Here is a 17,574-nt window from a genome sequence, read left to right on the forward strand (position 1 = left end):
TGTGGGACGACTCACAAACACGGTCGATTCCATTTTCAAACGCCAGAATGTGCTGGAGCAGAAAAACCAACAACTCGTCCATCTCCGCGACTGGCTCCTGCCTATGCTGATGAACGGCCAGGTCACGGTGGCGTAAGGGGGATTCGATGAAATTCGAAGAATTTGTCTCCGGCAGCTACAAACAACAGTATCAGTACAAGAGCTTCCAGCCCGCTCCCATCTCAGCCGCCGTCACCGGCAAGATAGCCGTCCGCAACTGGCAACCCACCCAAGCCGAAATCCCCAGGGAGGCCAGCGCATGAGTGCCAAGATTCCGAAACCTCTCCCCTTGTTCCATGAGATCAAAACCCTCATCGACTCCGCCCGCCAGAGGGCGGCGGTAGCGGTCAATGCCGAATTGACCCTGCTTTACTGGCAGGTGGGGCAACGCATACATGCCGAGGTTCTCAAGGGTGAACGCGCCGAGTACGGCAAAGAGATCATCCCTCACCTGGCCAGACAGCTCACCACCTTGTATGGCAAAGGTTGGACGGAGCGGAACTTGGCGAACATGGTGCTTTTCTCCGAGTCTTTCAGCGACCTTAACATTTTGCACGCACTGAGTGCAAAATTGAGCTGGACTCATTTTCGCACCCTGATCGCCATCGACGATCCCCTCAAACGTGAGTTCTATACCCAGATGGCACAGCTCGAAGGTTGGTCCACCCGCGTCTTGGGTGAGCGTATCGACGCCATGCTGTTCGAGCGCACCGCTCTGTCGAAAAAGCCGGAAGAGACCATCCGCCTGGAACTGCAAGCCCTGGCCGCCAAGGGCGATCTGACTCCGGCCATGGTGCTGAAAGATCCCTATGTGCTCGATTTCCTGGAGCTGAACGACCACTATGTGGAAAAGGATCTGGAAGACGCTATCCTGCGGGAGTTGGAGCAGTTCTTGCTGGAGTTGGGCGCGGGTTTCACCTTTGTTGCCCGGCAAAAGCGGCTGCAGATCGACAACGATGATTTCTATATCGACCTGCTGTTATACAACCGGCGCCTGCGACGACTGGTGGCCATCGACTTGAAGCTGGGCAACTTCAAGGCCGAATACAAGGGGCAGATGGAACTGTATCTGCGCTGGCTGGCCAAGTACGAGCAGGAACCGGGCGAGAAGCCGCCCTTGGGCATCATCCTCTGTGCCGGGAAAAAGGCCGAACAGATCAAGCTGCTGGAGCTGGATCAAGCCTCCATCCATGTGGCCGATTACCTCACCGAACTGCCGCCGAAAGAGGTGTTTGAGGCGAAACTGCACAGCGCCATCGCCTCGGCGCGCAAACGCTTGGGATCGTGATGCGATGCGGTTCGTTCCTCACCGGGCATTTTACAAATATCATTTCCAGCGGTGAATTGGAAAAGCAGGTGTACTAGGATGAGCGAGAAAAAAAACCCTCAAGTTCCCATGAGAAGAGAGACCTCCATGGTCCGCTCATCGGCGGCGGAATACCTGACCTTTGTCGCCGCCAGTGGCAAGGGAGGCGTCGAAGCGGTGTATGCCGATGAAAACATCTGGCTGACCCAGAAAATGCTGGGCACTCTCTATGATGTTGATGTGAGAACCATCAACTATCACCTGAAAAAAATCTTTAGTGACAGTGAGTTGCAAGAAAATTCAGTTATCCGAAATTTTCGGATAACTGCCGCTGACGGTAAAAGTTACAACACCAAGCACTACAACCTCGCCGCCATCATCGCCGTCGGCTATAAGGTCAACTCCGAACGCGCCGTGCAGTTCCGCAAATGGGCGACCGCCATTATCCGGGAGTTCACCATCAAGGGCTATGCGATGGATGACGAGCGTCTGAAGAATGACGGCTCCATCCTCACCGCGAAGTATTTTGAAGAACAGTTGCAGCGCATTCGGGAGATCCGCCTCTCAGAGCGCAAGTTCTATCAGAAAATCACTGACATCTACTCGACCGCCGTCGACTATGACGTGACGGCCCAAGCCACCAAGCGTTTTTTCTCTACCGTGCAAAACAAACTCCACTGGGCCATCCACGGCCAGACGGCGGCGGAAGTCATATACCACCGTGCCGATGCCGAAAAGGACAACATGGGGCTGACCACCTGGAAGGACGCACCGAGAGGAAAAATTCAGAAATTCGACGTCACTGTCGCTAAGAACTACCTGACCGAAAACGAAATGGCGCAATTGCAGCGGCTGGTTTCGGCCTATCTGGATCTAGCGGAAGACATGGCGCTGCGCCAGATCCCACTGACCATGCAGGATTGGGAAACACGCCTGAACCGCTTCATCGAAGCTACCGACCGGGAAATTCTGCAGGATGCGGGCAAAGTAACAGCGGAAATCGCCAAAGCCCATGCCGAAACCGAGTTCGAAAAATATCGCATAGTCCAGGACCGTCTGTTTGAGAGCGATTTTGACCATATCATTAAACGGATCAAAGACGAAAAATGATCTGATTGTCTCCGCGTTGCGGAGACAATAGAGTTTGCTAGGATTGAGGAAAACAAATGGGGACGGAAGATGCAGTTATTCGGAATTTCCGAACAACTGCCGCCGACGAGAAAAGTTACGATGTGCGCTATTACAACCTGGACGTCATCATCTCCGTCGGCTACCCCGGGTCAAATCCCACCAGGGCACTCAGTTTCGCGCTAATGGTGGCCATGGTTTGCTTGGCCGGCAGTTAGCTCCTCCGCATACCCTTGTAGCAAGCTCTCGCGCGAAGCGTTCATTCCGTGTTATATTGGGCAAAAATCTTTTCTTATGAGGCGGGGATGCTTGGAGAAATAATTGCCATCGGCGATGAGCTCACCTCCGGGAGGGTGCTGAACACCACCAGCTACTTCGCGGCAAGCCATCTTTTTGCCGCAGGGCACGAGATTCTGGCCATGACCACCATCGGGGATGAACCGGAACTCATCGGCCGCACCCTGCAACGGGCTTTGCAGCGGGCGGATTTTATTATTGTCACCGGGGGGTTGGGTCCGACCACCGATGATCTGACCAATGCCGCGGTTTCCTCGGCCCTTGACCGTCCCGCCACCTTGTATCCGGAAATACTGAAAAAGATCCAGGCCTACGGTAAAAGTCTGCCGGCCGGTCAGCGGGTTTCCCTGGAAAAACTCGCCTGGTTGCCGGCGGGCGCCCACGCCCTGCACACCGAAGCAAAGACGGCCGGATATTTTCTGGTCCAGGACGGCAAGCCCATCTTTTTTCTGCCGGGGGTGCCGCAGGAGATGGAGGATCTGCTCCTGGAAACGGTTATCACCCGGCTTGCTGTCTGGGAAGGCGAGGAGGTCCGGCAGGTGCGCCAGAAGGTATATAAGGTGGTGGGCTTGGCCGAGTCCGAGATCAACCGGCGGCTTGCCCATCTGGAAGGCCGCGATCCCAGAGTCCGGATCGGCTATTATCCCGTGTTTCCCGAGGTGCATGTCAGCCTCACCGTTACCGGCGCGACAGGCAACGAGGCCGAGGCGGCGATGCAAAAATACGATGGCAAGATGGTCGAGTCGCTTGGCGACTGTTGTTACGGCTCCGGTGGCGACACCCTGGAGTCCGTGGTGGGGAGGTTGCTTGGAGACCGCGGTCAAAGCGTGGCCGTGGCGGAATCCTGCACCGGCGGGCTCATCGGCCATGCCTTGACCAGTATCGCCGGGAGTTCCGGGTATTTCGTCGGCGGGGTGGTGGCTTACAGCGATGCCCTGAAGGAGCGGTTGCTCGGGGTCAACCGGGAGATCCTCCTGCGTTCCGGCGCGGTCAGCGCCGAGTGTGCCCGGGCCATGGCCGAGGGGATGCGGCGGGTGACCCCCGTTGACCATGCCCTTTCCGTAACGGGTATTGCCGGACCGGGCGGCGGCAGCGAAGACAAGCCGGTGGGCACGGTCTATTTCGGCCTGGCCAGTCCGGAAAAAACCCAGACCTTTCTTTTTCGTTTTTCCGGGGACCGCGGCCAGGTGCAGGCCCAGGCCAGCCAGACGGCGCTTGACCTTTTGCGCCGGCATCTGCTTGGGCTGAATAGCTTGGTCTTGATAATGGATGCAGGACAGAGTAAAAAGAACCGACGATAATTCATCCTACAGAGGGAGACATACACCATGGCAGTTGCCGACGAAAAGAACAAAACCCTTGATACCGCGATTTTCCAGATCCAGAAGCAGTTCGGCAAGGGCTCGATCATGCGGCTCGGCACGGACGAGCGGGAGGCGGTATCGGTCATCTCCACCGGCACCCTGAGTATCGATATCGCCACCGGGGTCGGCGGCGTGGCCCGAGGGAGGATCACGGAGATCTACGGGCCGGAATCTTCCGGCAAGACCACCTTGGCCCTGCATATCATCGCCGAGGCCCAGAAGGCCGGGGGCAGCGCCGCCTTCATCGATGCCGAGCATGCCCTGGACATCGGCTATGCCGAGCGTCTCGGGGTCAAGGTGGACGATCTTTTGGTCTCCCAGCCGGATTACGGCGAGCAGGCCCTGGAGATCGTCGAGATCCTTATCCGCAGCGGGGCGGTGGATGTCATTGTCGTGGACTCGGTGGCAGCCCTGGTGCCCAAGGCGGAGATCGACGGCAACGCCGGGGACTCCCATGTCGGCCTTCAGGCTCGGCTCATGTCCCAGGCCATGCGCAAGCTCACCGGGGTGCTCAAGCGCACCAACACCGCGATCATCTTCATCAACCAGATCCGGATGAAGATCGGGGTCATGTTCGGCAACCCGGAAACCACCACCGGCGGCAACGCCCTCAAGTTTTACAGCTCGCTCAGGCTCGATATCCGGCGCCAGGCTGCGATTAAAGACGGAGTGGAGGTGATCGGCAACCGGACCAAGGTCAAGGTGGTGAAAAACAAGATGGCGCCGCCTTTCAAGGAAGCGGAGTTCGATATCATCTATGGCGAAGGCGCCTCCAAGGTTGGGGATCTGCTCGACCTGGCCACGGCCCAGGATATTGTCGAGAAAAGCGGAGCCTGGTACTCCTACAACGGCGAACGCATCGGCCAGGGCAGGGAGAACTCCAAGCTCTTTTTGAAGGAGCATCCGGAGATGTGCGATGACCTTGAAAGAAAGGTGCGCCTCGGGTATGGTTTGCCCGCAGTCGGAGAAAAAGCACCGGTTGCAAAGGCTGCGGTCGCCGACTGATCCGTTTTACCCAGGAAAAGATTGTTATCAAGAAGCGGGATGCGAAGGCGTCCCGCTTCTGTACTTTGAAGGAATGTCCCAATGACCGGAAACGACATACGCAAGCGATTTTTGACCTACTTTGCCGCCAAGGGCCATACCGTGGTGGAAAGCTCGCCCCTGGTGCCCCACGACGACCCGACCCTGCTGTTCGTCAATGCCGGGATGGTTCAGTTCAAGCGGGTGTTCATGGGCGAGGACAAGCGGGATTACGTAAGGGCGGCCACCAGCCAGCGCTGCGTGCGGGCCGGGGGCAAGCACAACGACTTGGAAAACGTGGGCTACACCGCGCGGCATCATACCTTTTTCGAGATGCTCGGCAATTTTTCCTTTGGCGATTATTTCAAAAAAGACGCCATCCACTATGCCTGGGATTTTCTCACCAAGGAGATCGGCCTGGACCCCCAGAAGCTCTGGGTTTCGGTGTTTGAAGACGACGACGAGGCCTTCGGCCTCTGGGAAAAGGTCAAGGAGCTGCCCCAGGGCCGCATTGTCCGGATGGGGGAAAAGGACAACTTCTGGGCCATGGGCGATACCGGCCCCTGCGGCCCTTGCTCCGAGATCCATATCGACCAGGGGGTGGAGGCGGGCTGCGGCAGGCCCGATTGCAAGCTCGGCTGCGACTGCGACCGCTTTCTGGAGATCTGGAACCTGGTGTTCATGCAGTTTAACCGGAGCGAGGACGGCACTATGACCCCGCTGCCCAAGCCGAGCATCGACACCGGCATGGGCTTGGAGCGCATTGCCGCCGTTACCCAGGGGAAATTCACCAACTACGACTCCGATCTGTTTGCCGGGATCATCGCGGCCATTGCCAAAGCCGCCGGAGTGCAATACGGCGAGGATGCTGCGGTCAATACGGCTCTGCGGGTTATTGCCGACCACAGCCGGGCCACCACCTTTCTGGTGGCCGACGGGGTGCTGCCCTCCAATGAGGGCAGGGGCTATGTGCTTCGCCGCATCATGCGGCGGGCCATCCGCTTTGGCCGCTCGCTGGGTCTGAAAAAGCCTTTTTTGACCGGGGTGACCGAGGCGGTCATCGGAGAGATGGGCGAGGCCTATCCCCATCTCCACGGGGCGCGGGAACTCCTGGCCAAGGTGGTGCACAACGAGGAGGTGCGCTTTCTGGAAACCCTGGACAACGGCCTGGCCATGCTCCACCAGGAGATGAAGCGGCTGCAGGAGGTGGGGGAAAAGGCGGTGGCCGGGGAGTTCATCTTCAAGCTCTACGATACCTTTGGTTTCCCCGTGGATATCGTCAAGGATATCGCCATTGAAAAGGGCATGCTGGCCGATGAAGCCGGATTCAACGCGGCCATGGAGGTGCAGCGCAACCAGTCCAAGAAATCCTGGAAAGCCACCTCGCTGGCCGAAATGGGGTCAGGAGTGCGCGCCCTGCTCGACGCGGGGTTGCGGACCCATTTTGTCGGGTATGAAACGCGCCATCACCGTGGAGTAATAAGCGGGTTGTTGAGCGCTGGCGGTGACAGTCTTGAGCAGGCCGGCACCGGCGAGCAGATCTCCGTCGTTTGCCCGGAAACCCCGTTTTATGCCGAATCCGGCGGGCAGAGCGGCGACCGGGGCATGATCATCGGACCGCAGGGCAAGGCCAGGGTGGAAAATACCGTGGCCGCGGGGGAGGGGCTTGTCCTCCATCGGGCCGAAGTTGTCGAGGGCAGCCTATCCCTCGGCGAGGGTGTCGAGCTCAAGGTGGCGGAAGGCAAGCGCCAGCGCACGGCCAACAACCACACCGCCACCCATCTTTTGCAGGCCGCCCTGCGCGAGGTGCTGGGCGAGCATGTCAAGCAGTCCGGCTCCCTGGTCAACCCGGACCGGCTGCGCTTCGATTTCACCCATTTTTCCCCCCTCAGCCGCGAAGAGCTTGGCCGGGTGGAAAAGATCGTTAATGAGGGAATCCGGGGGAATGGACAGGTGTCCACCGCGGTGCTTGACCGGGAAGAGGCGATTAAGGACGGGGCCACGGCCCTGTTCGGCGAGAAATACGAAGCAAAAGTCCGGGTTGTTTCCGTGGGGCAGATCAGCAAGGAGCTGTGCGGCGGCACCCATGTGTCCGCGACCGGAGAGATCGGGCTGTTCAAGATTCTGAGTGAAACCGGCATCGCCGCCGGGGTGCGCCGTATCGAGGCGGTCACCGGCCCAGGGGCCATGGAACGGTTCCAGCAGGTCGAGGCGCAGTTGGGAGTGCTGGCGGCCAAACTCAAGACCACGCCTGAGGAACTACCCGGAAAGATAGAAAAAATGCTGGGCCGGCAAAAGGAGCTGGAACGGGAAGTCAGCCGGCTCACCGCGGATCTTTCCGTCAATGATCTGGACTCCATGCTCGGCAACGCCCAGGAGATCGGAGGGGTGAAGGTGGTTGTCGCCCAGATCGCCATGGATTCGCCGAAAACCATGCGCGAGGTCGGCGACAGGGTGCGGGACGGGCTGGGCAGCGGCATCGCTGTTTTGGGCGGCGTTTTTGAGGGAAAAGTCAGTCTGCTGGCCATGGTGACCAAGGATCTGTCCAGCCGCTTTCATGCCGGGCAGATTGTCAAAGAGGTGGCCACCATGGTGGGCGGCAGCGGGGGCGGGCGCCCGGATATGGCTCAGGCCGGGGGGACCATGGCGGATAAATTGCCCGAGGCGCTCGCGGCAGTGCCAGGCATCATCACCGCCCAGGGTGCGAAAGCTTCTTCTTAAGAACCGGGACCGTTGAAAAAATAACCGGTTGGGGTGTGAATCTGTAGAAATACCCAGGGGAAAACGGGAAAAAAAGCAACGGGAAAATGTATTGACAGGCAAAATAAATTCGATTAGAACCGTTCAATTGTTAATGAACAGGCATTCATTTCAAGTGCACATACCAAGATTTTTTCACATATAAATTGTAAAGAAAACGGGGGCCAGTAATGATTACTATCGACCTGACCATGCTCATTCAGATCGCCAATATGCTCTTGCTTATTGTCGTCCTGAATGCAGTCTTGTACAAACCGATCCGCGCGATTCTCGAAGAGCGGCAGAAAAAGATCACCGGCCTTGATGAGGGCATTGACCAATTCAAGAAGAATGCCGTGCTGCGTCTCGATGAGTTCGGTCAGAAGATGAAGGAGGCCAGGATCAGGGCCAAGAAAGAGTACGAAACTGCCCGCAATGCCGCCCTTGCCGAAAGCACCGAGAAACTGGCCGGGATCCGCAAGGAGGTTGACGCGCAGAAAACCGGTCAGCTTGCCGAAATAGAAAAAGAGTTTGCCGCAGCCCAGGCAGAGTTGCAGGGGCAGATCTCCGGGTTTGCCAATGAAATGGCTGGCAAGGTTTTGGGGAGGGCTCTGTAAATGAAAAACGCATCCTGGAAAAAAATCAGCTCTGCAGCCTTGTCGGTGCTCATGGTGCTGGCGGTTGCCGCCACCGCCTATGCCGCTGGCGATGGCGCCATCCCCAAGGAGAAGTGGTTGGATCTCCTGTGGCGGACCACGAACTTTGCCGGTCTGGTCTTCATTCTGGTCTTCTTTTTGAGAAAACCCTTTGCCGACGGCTTAAGCGGCCGGAGGGACGGGATCAAGGATCAGCTTGAGGCCCTGGAATCCCGCAAGGCCGAAGCAGAGCAACTGTACAAGGAGGCCGAGGCCAAGCTTGCCAGGCTCGATGACGAGGTGAACGGTATCATCACCGAGGCGGTTAAGCAGGGTGAGGCCGAGAAGGAGAAGATCATCGCCGATGCCGAGCGCAATGCGGGCGACATCAAGCGTCAGGCCGAGATGGCCGTGGCCCATGAGATTGCCGAGGCCAAGACCCGGTTGAAGGGCGAGATTGCCGAGCAAGCCGTGCTGCTGGCGGAAGAACTGGTGAAAAAGAATATTCAGCCTGCGGATCAGAGCAGGATGGTTGAGCTGTCTCTTGAAAAGGTGGGAGGTATTCAGTGAAGAACACAGTAATAGCCAAACGGTACGCCAAGGCGTTGTTTGCGGTTGGCAAGGAAGGCAATGCCTTCGCGGATTTCACCAAGACCCTCAACGCCATGTCCGAGCTTTTCGTCGGAATGCCCGAGGTGGCCGATGCCCTGACCAACCCGCTGTATCCGGTTGAGGCGCGGGAAAAGGTCATGGAGCATCTCCTTGCCTCCATGCAGGTTTCCCAGGTTTTGGGCAACTTTTTCAAGCTGCTGGTGCAGAAAAAACGTGCGAACATCCTGCCTGACATCGCCGCGGTATTTCAGGCGATGGTCGATGCGGATAACAATATGTGTCAGGGGACGGTGGTTTCGGCCATGGAGCTGACCCCCGAACTCAGTGCAAAGGTTAAGGCAACATTGGAAAAAATAACCGGCAAGCAGGTCGTCCTTACGGCCCAGGTCGATCCGTCCATTATCGGTGGGATCGTGGCCAAGGTCGGTGATCTGGTGCTCGATGGAAGCATCAAGTCACAGCTTGCTGGTTTAAAAGAATCCATTAAGGGGAGTTAATACGACAAATGCAGATCAAAGCCGAAGAGATCAGTCAAATCATCAAGGGGCAGATCAAGGATTACGAAAGTAAAGTTGATCTGAGTGAAACCGGCACCGTAATCTCCGTTGGTGACGGTATCGCTCGTGTGTACGGGGTTGAGAAGTGCATGGCCATGGAGCTGCTGGAGTTCCCCAGCGGCATCCTCGGCATCGCCTTGAACCTGGAAGCGGACAACGTCGGCTGCGCGATTCTTGGCGACGTACGGAAGATCAAGGAAGGCGACACCGTCAAACGTACCGGCCGTATTGCCGAGGTTCCCGTTGGCCCTGAGATGGAAGGCCGCGTCGTTGACGGCGTGGGCACCCCCATTGACGGCCAGGGTCCCCTGAACGCCAAGCACAGCTCCAAGATCGAGGTCTTGGCTCCCGGCGTTATCGCTCGTAAGTCCGTACACGAGCCCTGCTACACCGGCGCCAAGGCGGTTGACGCCATGACCCCGGTTGGCCGCGGTCAGCGCGAACTGGTCATCGGCGATCGTCAGATCGGCAAGACCGCCCTCTGTGTTGACGCGATCATCGCTCAGAAATACACCGATGTGCATTGCGTCTATGTGGCCATCGGCCAGAAGAAATCAACGGTGGCCCTGGTTGTTGAAGCGCTCCGTAAGCACGGCGCCATGGAATACACCACCGTGGTAGCAGCCTGCGCCTCCGATCCGGCGCCCATGCAGTATGTTGCCGCTTTTGCCGGTTGCGCCATGGGCGAGTACTTCCGTGACAACGGCCAGCATGCCCTGATCATCTATGACGATCTTTCCAAGCAGGCGGTTTCCTACCGTGAGCTCTCCCTGCTCCTTCGTCGTCCGCCGGGACGTGAAGCATACCCCGGTGACATCTTCTTCAACCACTCCCGTCTGCTGGAGCGTTCCTGCAAGGTAAACGATGCCCTGGGCGCCGGTTCTCTTACCGCCCTGCCCATCATCGAGACCCAGGCCGGTGACGTTTCCGCCTTCATCCCGACCAACGTTATCTCCATCACCGACGGTCAGGTATACCTGGAGCCCAACCTCTTCTTCGCCGGTGTTCGTCCCGCGATCAACGTCGGTCTTTCCGTATCCCGCGTAGGTGGTGCAGCCCAGGTTAAGGCCATGAAGCAGGTTGCCGGTTCTCTTCGTCTGGATCTGGCCCAGTACCGTGAACTCGCCGCCTTTGCCGGTTTCGGTTCCGATCTGGATGCCGCCACCCAGGCCCAGTTGACCCGTGGCGCTCGTCTGGTTGAGATTCTGAAGCAGCCCCAGTATCAGCCGCTGCCCATGGAAAAACAGATCTGTATCCTCTTTGCCGGTACCCGCGGCTATCTCGACACCCTGCCCGTTGACAGCCTGGCTGAGTATGAGCAGCAGCTCTATGCCCATATCGAGAAAAACCAGCCGAGCATCTACGATGACCTGAAAGAGAAGCAAGCCATTGATGCAGCTCTGGAAGAGAAGATCAGGACCACTCTGCAGGCTTTCGGGGAATCTTTCAAGGCTGCCAAGGGCCTTAAATAAGGGGGGTAAGGTCTCATGCCGAGCCTAAAAGATGTAAAAACAAAGATTGGTGGGGTGAAGAAAACTGCCCAGATCACCAAGGCCATGAACATGGTTGCTGCGGCCAAGCTTCGCGGGGCGCAGCAAAAGATGGAAGATTTCCGTTCCTACGCCGAAAAGTTCAACGCGGCCATGGGCAATCTCTCTTCGGCCATGGATTCCGGCGCTTTTCCGCTCATGGAGAAGCGCGAGGTCAAGACCGTGGAGATCCTGGTGGTTACCTCGGATCGCGGCCTGTGCGGAAGTTTTAACGCCCATATCCTGAAAATGACCGACAAGCTCATTGCCAAACTTGAGGGTGAGGGCAAGAAGGTTTCTCTCGTCTGCGTTGGCAAGAAGGGCATCAGCTATTTCCGGAAAACCGGCAAGGTCCGGCAGCGGTACGCCGACCTGATGGGCACCTTTCAGATGTTCAATGCCCGGACCATTGCCCAGGATATCGCCGGAAATTTTCTTTCCGGCGAGAGCGACGAAGTGCGCATCGTCTACGGGAAATTCAAGAGTGTCGCCGTGCAGCGTCCTGCGGAGCAGATGTTTTTGCCCATCCAGCCGGATGCCGTAGCGGCAACGGGGGCAACCTCTTCGGCGGCCGGGGCATACCTCTATGAGCCGAGCACCGAGGAAATCATGGAAGTGCTGCTGCCGCTGTACATGAATGTCATGGTCTACCATGCCATGCTGGAAGTCAGCGCCAGTGAGCATGCCGCCCGGATGAGCGCCATGGACAACGCCACCAACGCTTGTAAGGATATCATCCACAGCCTGACCCTGATTTACAACAAGGCCCGGCAGGCTGGCATCACCGCTGAATTGATGGACATTGTCGGCGGCGCGGAAGCGTTGAAGTAACCAGTTGAAATCAGGCTGAATCATTCAGCAATCATAGATTGTCAATGTACGTACTAGCTGAGGAGGCTTTTCAATGAGTGAAGCAAGAGTTGGTAAAATTGTTCAGGTCATCGGACCTGTTGTAGACGTGGAGTTTGAGCCCGATAACCTGCCGGAGATCATGAACGCCCTGCAGGTCAGCAATAAGGGTATCAGTGACGAGCCCGGCAACCTGATCATCGAGGTTGCCCTGCATCTTGGCGACAACGTGGTTCGCTGCGTTGCCATGGATCAGACCGACGGTCTGGTTCGCGGCCAGGAGTGCACGGATACCGGCAAACCCATCGAGATCCCCTGCGGCGCTCCTGCCCTGGGCCGGATCATGAACGTAGTCGGTCGGCCGGTTGATGGCCTTGGCCCCATTGCTTCCGACAAGATGCGCGCCATTCATCGTCCCGCCCCTGCATTCACCGATCAGTCCACCGAGGTCCATGTTCTGGAAACCGGCATCAAGGTTATTGACCTGCTCGTTCCCTTCCCACGCGGCGGCAAGATGGGCCTGTTCGGCGGCGCTGGCTGCGGCAAGACCGTTATCATGATGGAGATGGTAAACAACATCGCCATGCATCATGGCGGTATCTCCGTATTCTGCGGGGTTGGTGAGCGTACCCGTGAGGGTAACGATCTGTACCACGAGATGAAGGAGTCCGGCGTTCTGCCGAAAGCCGCCCTGGTTTACGGCCAGATGACCGAGCCGCCGGGAGCCCGCTCCCGTGTTGCTCTGACCGGCTTGTCCGCGGCAGAGTATTTCCGTGACGAAGAAGGCCAGGACGTGCTCTTCTTCGTTGATAACATCTTCCGTTTCACCCAGGCCGGCGCCGAGGTTTCCGCGCTTCTTGGCCGTATTCCTTCGGCGGTTGGTTATCAGCCCACCCTGGCCACCGACCTTGGTGCCCTCCAGGAGCGGATTACCTCCACCAACAAGGGTTCCATCACCGCGGTAGAGTGCGTTTACGTACCTGCGGATGACTTGACCGACCCGGCACCGGCCACCACCTTTGCCCATCTGGACGGAACCGTTGTTCTTTCCCGTCAAATTGCAGAGCTTGGTATCTACCCGGCTGTTGATCCCCTGGACTCCACCTCTCGGATTCTTGATCCCAATGTTTTGGGTGAAGAGCATTATTTGGTTGCCCGTGGCGTGCAGACCAGTCTTCAGAAATATAAAGACCTGCAGGATATTATCGCGATTCTTGGTATGGACGAGCTTTCCGAAGAGGACCAGACCCTTGTTACCCGTGCTCGGAAGATCCAGCGTTTCTTGTCCCAGCCCTTCACCGTTGCCGAGACCTTTACCGGTATGGCCGGTAAGTACGTCAAGGTTGCTGACACTGTCCGCGGCTTTAAAGAGATATTGGAAGGCAAGCATGACGAGCTGCCCGAGATCGCTTTCTACATGGTAGGCAGCATTGAAGAAGCGGTTGAGAAGGCCACTAAAGAGAAGGCTGCTGCTTAAGGAAAAGACTGACTTGCCGGACCCAATCCCACGTGGGGCTGGGTCGGCAAGGACTTGAGGATTACCCATGGCTGAAAAATTAAAGTTGGAAGTGGTAACTCCCAAAGGGGCCGTAGTGAGCAAGGAGGTTGACATTGTCACCGCTCCCGGCTACGGCGGTGAATTTGGTGTTCTTGCCAACCATGCCCCTTTCTTGAGTACGATCAAAACAGGTCTTCTGACCTACAAGACCGGTGCCCAGGAAGAAACCCTGATGGTGAGTGGCGGGTTTTGTGAAGTATCCAATAATAAGCTGACTTTTCTCGTTGAATCGGCGGAGCGTGGCGCGGATATTGATGTCGAGCGCGCAATGCGGGCCAAGGAGCGGGCGGAAAAACGTCTGGCCGAAGCACAGGCCCAGAAAGAAAAGTTTGACCGCACCAGGGCCGAAGCCGCCTTGCAGCGGGCCTTGAGCCGGCTGAAGGTTGCCGAAAGGCGCAAGCCTTCCTGAGAAGAAGAAAAAAATGGAATAAAAAAAAGCCGCTCGGAAACGAGCGGCTTTTTTTTATAGGGAAAGAGTGCGGAAAGTCCTATGCTTTTTCGCTGAGATTCGCCTCAACAACAAAAGAACCCGCTGCGGTTTCAAAGGGAATGACAATGGTTGGCGCCTTGGAGTAATAGGAGATCTCCACCCCCTTGCCAACAACCATGTTGGGGGTGGCCAGGGCGAATTTATGGTCAAGCTTGGCCAACTGGGCCTTGGCCCCGCCACAGATCATATTGGTCAGTTCGCCGACCGCATCAACGACCTCATCGTCAATTTTATCCTTGGGGTCTTCCATCAGCATGTTGGCGACAATTTTCAGGATGCACTTTTCCGTGAAACTCACGATCATGGACCCGGTGATTTCTTCGGAGGTCATGCCGATGATGCCGGTAACCTCGCCATAGGAGGTGTTGCCCTCTTTCAGGCGGGGTTTTTGGGGCGTTACCTGGGTTTGCGCCATTGTTTCAAGAACATTCTTGGCGGCGGTTAAAAATGGGTTGATAAACTCTGCTTTCATAAAGTATGTCGCTCATATGTATTCTGCTGAATTGATGAGATATATTGTATAACTTGCGGGTTATCCAAGGAATTGTCAAGCGCCATTTACCTGATTACGGAGAAGGAAGCGCTTTTTTCCGCGCAAAAGCATCCGGTGGCGAGGCGAATTTTTCCGTCTGCGGAGACGGGAACGAAAATTTATACATGAAATGCGCAGTGAAACAGTTTACCATGTGGAAATTATGGTCTAACTTGTCGTTATTATGATAAATATCGGTACTAGTACCGATGCTTCAATCTTCCGGGTAGGAGGCAGTGATGGAGACAAAAGAGAGAATGGAAATTCCCCGTCAATTTTCTCGGGAATTGCCCGTTGCCGAACGGATCAAGAGCTTTGCCGAGGTGGCTTCCGGCTATGAGGCCAAGAGTGCGCAATTGGAGGCGGAGCGGTGCCTGCAATGCAAAAAACCCAAATGCCGGGAGGGTTGTCCGGTGCATAATGATATCCCCGGCTTTATCAAGCTGTTGCGCGAGGGCAAGATCGAGGAAGCGTACTGGCTGGACCGCGAGACCAACTCGCTTCCCGCCATCTGTTCGCGGGTTTGCCCCCATGAATTCCAGTGCGAGGGGCACTGCATCCGGGGGAAAAAAGGCGAGCCCGTGGCCATCGGCATGCTCGAGCGCTACATTGTCGATTGGATGGTGGCCAACAACAAGAATCTGCTCAAGGCCTGCGCCCTGCCCAAGGACAAAAAAGTAGCCATTATCGGTTCCGGCCCGGCCGGGATGTCCGTGGCCTATTATCTGGCTCATTTGGGGTATCCCTGCACCATCTTCGAAAGTCTGCCGGTTTCCGGCGGCATGCTGGCGGTGGGCATCCCTGCCTACCGTCTGCCCAGGCCGATCATCGAGGCGGAATTCGATGCCCTGCGCAACTGTGGGGTCACCGTGGTCAACAACATCACCATCGGCAAGGATAAAAGCCTGCAGGATTTAAAAAACGAGGGGTTTGGCGCGGTTTTTCTTGGCCCAGGCGCCCATTCCAGCCGCAAGCTCGGGGTTGAGGGCGAGGAGCTTGCCGGTGTGCTGCACGGAGTCGATTATCTCCGGAGGGTCAATGTCGGCGAACAGCTCAACCTTGGCCGCAACGTGGTGGTGGTGGGGGGCGGCAACGTGGCCATCGACTGCGCCCGCACCGCGCTGCGCACCGGTTCGGATCAGGTCTTCATCCTCTACCGCCGCACCAAGGCGGAGATGCCTGCGGCTCAGGCCGAGATCCACCATCTGGAAGAGGAAGGGGTGCGTATCGAGATGCTGGCCGCCCCGGTGAAGATCCACGGCGAGAATGGGCGGTTGACCAAGATCGAATGTTTGCGGATGAAGCTGGGTGCATGTGATGCTTCGGGCCGCTGCCGGCCGGAGGTTGTCGAGGGCTCCAACTTTATGATCGAGGCGGACGCCATCATCCCGGCCATCAGCCAGGATGTGGACCCCACCGCAGGTTCAGGCCTCGATTTCACCATGACCCGCTGGGGAACTTATGTGGTGGACGAGGTGACCATGCAGACCTCGGTGGATTGGGTCTTTGCCGCGGGCGATGCGGTGCTTGGCCCGCAGACCGTGGCCAAGGCCGTATTCCAGGCCAAGGAGGCGGCGGAGTCCATCCACCGGTTCCTGGAGGGCAAGAGCCTCAAGGAGGGCCGTCAAAGCTTTTCCCCTGAGTAAGGATCTGTCTGTTCGTAATGTCTGAAAATCCCCGCCGGTTGTTGCCGGCGGGGATTTTTTTTTGTCCGCGCGGAGAGGGGGATGTGTCATGGCCAATCAATCATTGCATTTATGAAATGAGATATCATAGAATAATGAACCGTATGATTTTTTAAGGAATCCATGGGGAGCGCCATGACCGAAAACTTGGGATGCAACGTTTTCTGGAACAACCACAAAAAAATCCTGATCGTCGAAGACGAAGCGTTGCAGCGTCATTTACTGCGGGAGTATCTCTGCGAGGCTGGATATGAGGTGGTTGAAGCGGTGGATGGCCAAGAGGCCATGGAAAAATTAGCCGTTGATCCTGAAATCCGCTTCGTCATTACCGACCTGAAGATGCCCAGGATGGACGGGTTTGAGCTCATCAGTGCGATCAGGAAAAAGCAACTCCACTATGTCTATATTCTGGTCCAAACATACTGTGATGACGAGGAGACCCTGATCCGCGCCCTTTCCCTGGGGGCGGACGATTTCCTGAGAAAGCCCGTGCGGCCGGTCGAGCTGTGTCTCCGGGTCGCCGGAGGATTCAGGGTGCTCAAGATAGAAAAATTCGAGGAGCTGATCTTTTTCCTTACCAAGCTTGCAGCCCTGCAGAGCAAGGAAACCGGGAGCCATTTGGACCGCATGTACCATTTCACCCGGGCGCTGGCCAGGGATCTCGCCACCAATGTCCCGGAACTCGGCCTCACTCTAGCCGTGGCGGAAGAAATCGCCAAGGTCAGCCCGATGCATGACCTTGGCAAGGTTGGCATCTCGGTGGAGCTCCTGCACAAGGTGGAGAAATTGAATAATGAGGAGGTGCGTTCCCTGCAGGATCATGCCCGAGTGGGCGGCAGTCTCATTGAGGACGTGTACGCCCAGACCGAATCGGAATATCTCTTTCTTGCCCAAGAGATAGCCCAACTACATCACGAACGCTGGGACGGCAAGGGGTATCCCCACGGTCTGGCCGGCGACAGGATTCCCCTCTGCGCCCGCATTGTTGCCCTGGCCGATGCCTATGACGCCATGACCAGCAAACGCAGCTACAGTATCGCCCTGGGTCATGAGGAGGCGAAACAGGAGCTCCTGCGCAATACCGGCAAGCAGTTCGATCCCAAGGTTGTTGCGGCTTTTCTTCGCCAGGAATCGGAGTTTGTCAGAATAAAAGAAGAGTTCCGGGATACGGATTCTCCCCTGTACAGGGAGGAGAAAAGCCGTAAACAATAGGGTTGCGCACCCTGTGCCC

17 protein-coding genes and 1 pseudogene are annotated in these 17,574 nt (G+C 57.0%); 17 read left to right on the forward strand and 1 reads right to left on the reverse strand.

Annotation, left to right across the window (positions count from 1 at the left end):
• Nucleotide 1 precedes the first annotated feature (1 nt).
• From MWR57_RS02640 to MWR57_RS02705, 15 genes and pseudogenes are all read left to right on the forward strand, one after another.
• Entirely contained in the window at nucleotides 2-136 is a 135-nt protein-coding gene (locus tag MWR57_RS02640) for a hypothetical protein (RefSeq protein ID WP_423123233.1), read from the forward strand.
• 10 nt (nucleotides 137-146) lie between these two features.
• Entirely contained in the window at nucleotides 147-302 is a 156-nt protein-coding gene (locus tag MWR57_RS02645; protein WP_423123234.1) for a hypothetical protein, read from the forward strand.
• Nucleotides 299-1,327 carry a PDDEXK nuclease domain-containing protein gene (locus MWR57_RS02650; protein WP_423123235.1) on the forward strand — a complete coding sequence of 343 codons (1,029 nt, stop codon included), beginning with the start codon at nucleotides 299-301 and terminating at the stop codon, nucleotides 1,325-1,327. The genes MWR57_RS02645 and MWR57_RS02650 overlap by 4 nt, the downstream gene beginning before the upstream one ends.
• Before the next feature lie 78 nt (nucleotides 1,328-1,405).
• Nucleotides 1,406-2,455, forward strand: coding sequence for a virulence RhuM family protein (locus MWR57_RS02655; RefSeq protein ID WP_423123236.1), 1,050 nt, complete (start codon nucleotides 1,406-1,408; stop codon nucleotides 2,453-2,455).
• Between the two features lie 65 nt (nucleotides 2,456-2,520).
• Nucleotides 2,521-2,654 (forward strand): annotated as a pseudogene (gene rhuM, locus MWR57_RS14430) (RhuM family protein); the annotation flags it as partial.
• Between the two features lie 124 nt (nucleotides 2,655-2,778).
• On the forward strand, nucleotides 2,779-4,071 hold the full coding sequence (locus MWR57_RS02660; RefSeq protein WP_423123237.1) for a CinA family nicotinamide mononucleotide deamidase-related protein: 1,293 nt from the start codon (nucleotides 2,779-2,781) through the stop codon (nucleotides 4,069-4,071).
• A 27-nt stretch (nucleotides 4,072-4,098) separates the two neighbouring features.
• Nucleotides 4,099-5,139: a recombinase RecA gene (gene recA, locus MWR57_RS02665; protein ID WP_423123238.1), complete on the forward strand. Its 1,041-nt coding sequence runs from the start codon at nucleotides 4,099-4,101 to the stop codon at nucleotides 5,137-5,139.
• Between the two features lie 81 nt (nucleotides 5,140-5,220).
• A complete protein-coding gene (gene alaS / locus MWR57_RS02670) occupies nucleotides 5,221-7,878 on the forward strand; it encodes an alanine--tRNA ligase (protein ID WP_423123239.1) in 2,658 nt (885 codons plus the stop codon).
• Nucleotides 7,879-8,087: 209 nt separating this feature from the next.
• Nucleotides 8,088-8,513, forward strand: a complete 426-nt coding sequence (locus MWR57_RS02675) for an ATP synthase F0 subunit B (RefSeq protein ID WP_423123240.1) — start codon at nucleotides 8,088-8,090, stop codon at nucleotides 8,511-8,513.
• On the forward strand, nucleotides 8,514-9,101 hold the full coding sequence (atpF, locus tag MWR57_RS02680; protein WP_423123241.1) for a F0F1 ATP synthase subunit B: 588 nt from the start codon (nucleotides 8,514-8,516) through the stop codon (nucleotides 9,099-9,101). It begins immediately after the preceding gene.
• On the forward strand, nucleotides 9,098-9,640 hold the full coding sequence (locus tag MWR57_RS02685; protein WP_423123242.1) for a F0F1 ATP synthase subunit delta: 543 nt from the start codon (nucleotides 9,098-9,100) through the stop codon (nucleotides 9,638-9,640). The genes atpF and MWR57_RS02685 overlap by 4 nt, the downstream gene beginning before the upstream one ends.
• Before the next feature lie 8 nt (nucleotides 9,641-9,648).
• Nucleotides 9,649-11,172 (forward strand): F0F1 ATP synthase subunit alpha, encoded by a 1,524-nt coding sequence (gene atpA, locus MWR57_RS02690; protein ID WP_423123243.1) that lies wholly within the window; start codon nucleotides 9,649-9,651, stop codon nucleotides 11,170-11,172.
• A gap of 15 nt (nucleotides 11,173-11,187) precedes the next feature.
• Nucleotides 11,188-12,060 carry an ATP synthase F1 subunit gamma gene (atpG, locus tag MWR57_RS02695; protein WP_423123244.1) on the forward strand — a complete coding sequence of 291 codons (873 nt, stop codon included), beginning with the start codon at nucleotides 11,188-11,190 and terminating at the stop codon, nucleotides 12,058-12,060.
• Nucleotides 12,061-12,133: 73 nt separating this feature from the next.
• On the forward strand, nucleotides 12,134-13,555 hold the full coding sequence (gene atpD / locus MWR57_RS02700; protein ID WP_423123245.1) for a F0F1 ATP synthase subunit beta: 1,422 nt from the start codon (nucleotides 12,134-12,136) through the stop codon (nucleotides 13,553-13,555).
• Nucleotides 13,556-13,622: 67 nt separating this feature from the next.
• Complete coding sequence (locus tag MWR57_RS02705; protein ID WP_423123246.1) at nucleotides 13,623-14,045, forward strand: F0F1 ATP synthase subunit epsilon; 423 nt, start codon at nucleotides 13,623-13,625, stop codon at nucleotides 14,043-14,045.
• Nucleotides 14,046-14,124: 79 nt separating this feature from the next.
• Here the strand turns inward: MWR57_RS02705 and MWR57_RS02710 are convergent, their stop codons facing one another.
• Complete coding sequence (locus MWR57_RS02710) at nucleotides 14,125-14,598, reverse strand: chemotaxis protein CheX (RefSeq protein ID WP_423123247.1); 474 nt, start codon at nucleotides 14,596-14,598, stop codon at nucleotides 14,125-14,127.
• A 299-nt stretch (nucleotides 14,599-14,897) separates the two neighbouring features.
• On the opposite strand from MWR57_RS02710, the gene MWR57_RS02715 reads away from it, so the two are divergent.
• Both MWR57_RS02715 and MWR57_RS02720 read left to right on the forward strand, forming a co-directional pair.
• Entirely contained in the window at nucleotides 14,898-16,304 is a 1,407-nt protein-coding gene (locus MWR57_RS02715) for an NAD(P)-dependent oxidoreductase (RefSeq protein WP_423123248.1), read from the forward strand.
• Between the two features lie 174 nt (nucleotides 16,305-16,478).
• On the forward strand, nucleotides 16,479-17,555 hold the full coding sequence (locus MWR57_RS02720; RefSeq protein WP_423123249.1) for an HD-GYP domain-containing protein: 1,077 nt from the start codon (nucleotides 16,479-16,481) through the stop codon (nucleotides 17,553-17,555).
• Nucleotides 17,556-17,574 lie beyond the last annotated feature (19 nt).

The organism is Hydrosulfovibrio ferrireducens, from assembly GCF_046883345.1.
GTDB lineage: Bacteria > Desulfobacterota > Desulfobulbia > Desulfobulbales > Desulfurivibrionaceae > Thiovibrio > Thiovibrio ferrireducens.

Excerpts from the sequence above, each read along its gene's own strand:
- MWR57_RS02645 (WP_423123234.1), top strand. The coding sequence starts at position 147 with ATGAAATTCGAAGAATTTGTCTCCGGCAGCTACAAACAACAGTATCAG.
- MWR57_RS02650 (WP_423123235.1), top strand. The coding sequence starts at position 299 with ATGAGTGCCAAGATTCCGAAACCTCTCCCCTTGTTCCATGAGATCAAA.
- MWR57_RS02655 (WP_423123236.1), top strand. The coding sequence starts at position 1,406 with ATGAGCGAGAAAAAAAACCCTCAAGTTCCCATGAGAAGAGAGACCTCC.
- MWR57_RS02660 (WP_423123237.1), top strand. The coding sequence starts at position 2,779 with ATGCTTGGAGAAATAATTGCCATCGGCGATGAGCTCACCTCCGGGAGG.
- recA (WP_423123238.1), top strand. The coding sequence starts at position 4,099 with ATGGCAGTTGCCGACGAAAAGAACAAAACCCTTGATACCGCGATTTTC.
- alaS (WP_423123239.1), top strand. The coding sequence starts at position 5,221 with ATGACCGGAAACGACATACGCAAGCGATTTTTGACCTACTTTGCCGCC.
- MWR57_RS02675 (WP_423123240.1), top strand. The coding sequence starts at position 8,088 with ATGATTACTATCGACCTGACCATGCTCATTCAGATCGCCAATATGCTC.
- atpF (WP_423123241.1), top strand. The coding sequence starts at position 8,514 with ATGAAAAACGCATCCTGGAAAAAAATCAGCTCTGCAGCCTTGTCGGTG.
- atpA (WP_423123243.1), top strand. The coding sequence starts at position 9,649 with ATGCAGATCAAAGCCGAAGAGATCAGTCAAATCATCAAGGGGCAGATC.
- atpG (WP_423123244.1), top strand. The coding sequence starts at position 11,188 with ATGCCGAGCCTAAAAGATGTAAAAACAAAGATTGGTGGGGTGAAGAAA.
- atpD (WP_423123245.1), top strand. The coding sequence starts at position 12,134 with ATGAGTGAAGCAAGAGTTGGTAAAATTGTTCAGGTCATCGGACCTGTT.
- MWR57_RS02705 (WP_423123246.1), top strand. The coding sequence starts at position 13,623 with ATGGCTGAAAAATTAAAGTTGGAAGTGGTAACTCCCAAAGGGGCCGTA.
- MWR57_RS02710 (WP_423123247.1), bottom strand. The coding sequence starts at position 14,598 with ATGAAAGCAGAGTTTATCAACCCATTTTTAACCGCCGCCAAGAATGTT.
- MWR57_RS02715 (WP_423123248.1), top strand. The coding sequence starts at position 14,898 with ATGGAGACAAAAGAGAGAATGGAAATTCCCCGTCAATTTTCTCGGGAA.
- MWR57_RS02720 (WP_423123249.1), top strand. The coding sequence starts at position 16,479 with ATGACCGAAAACTTGGGATGCAACGTTTTCTGGAACAACCACAAAAAA.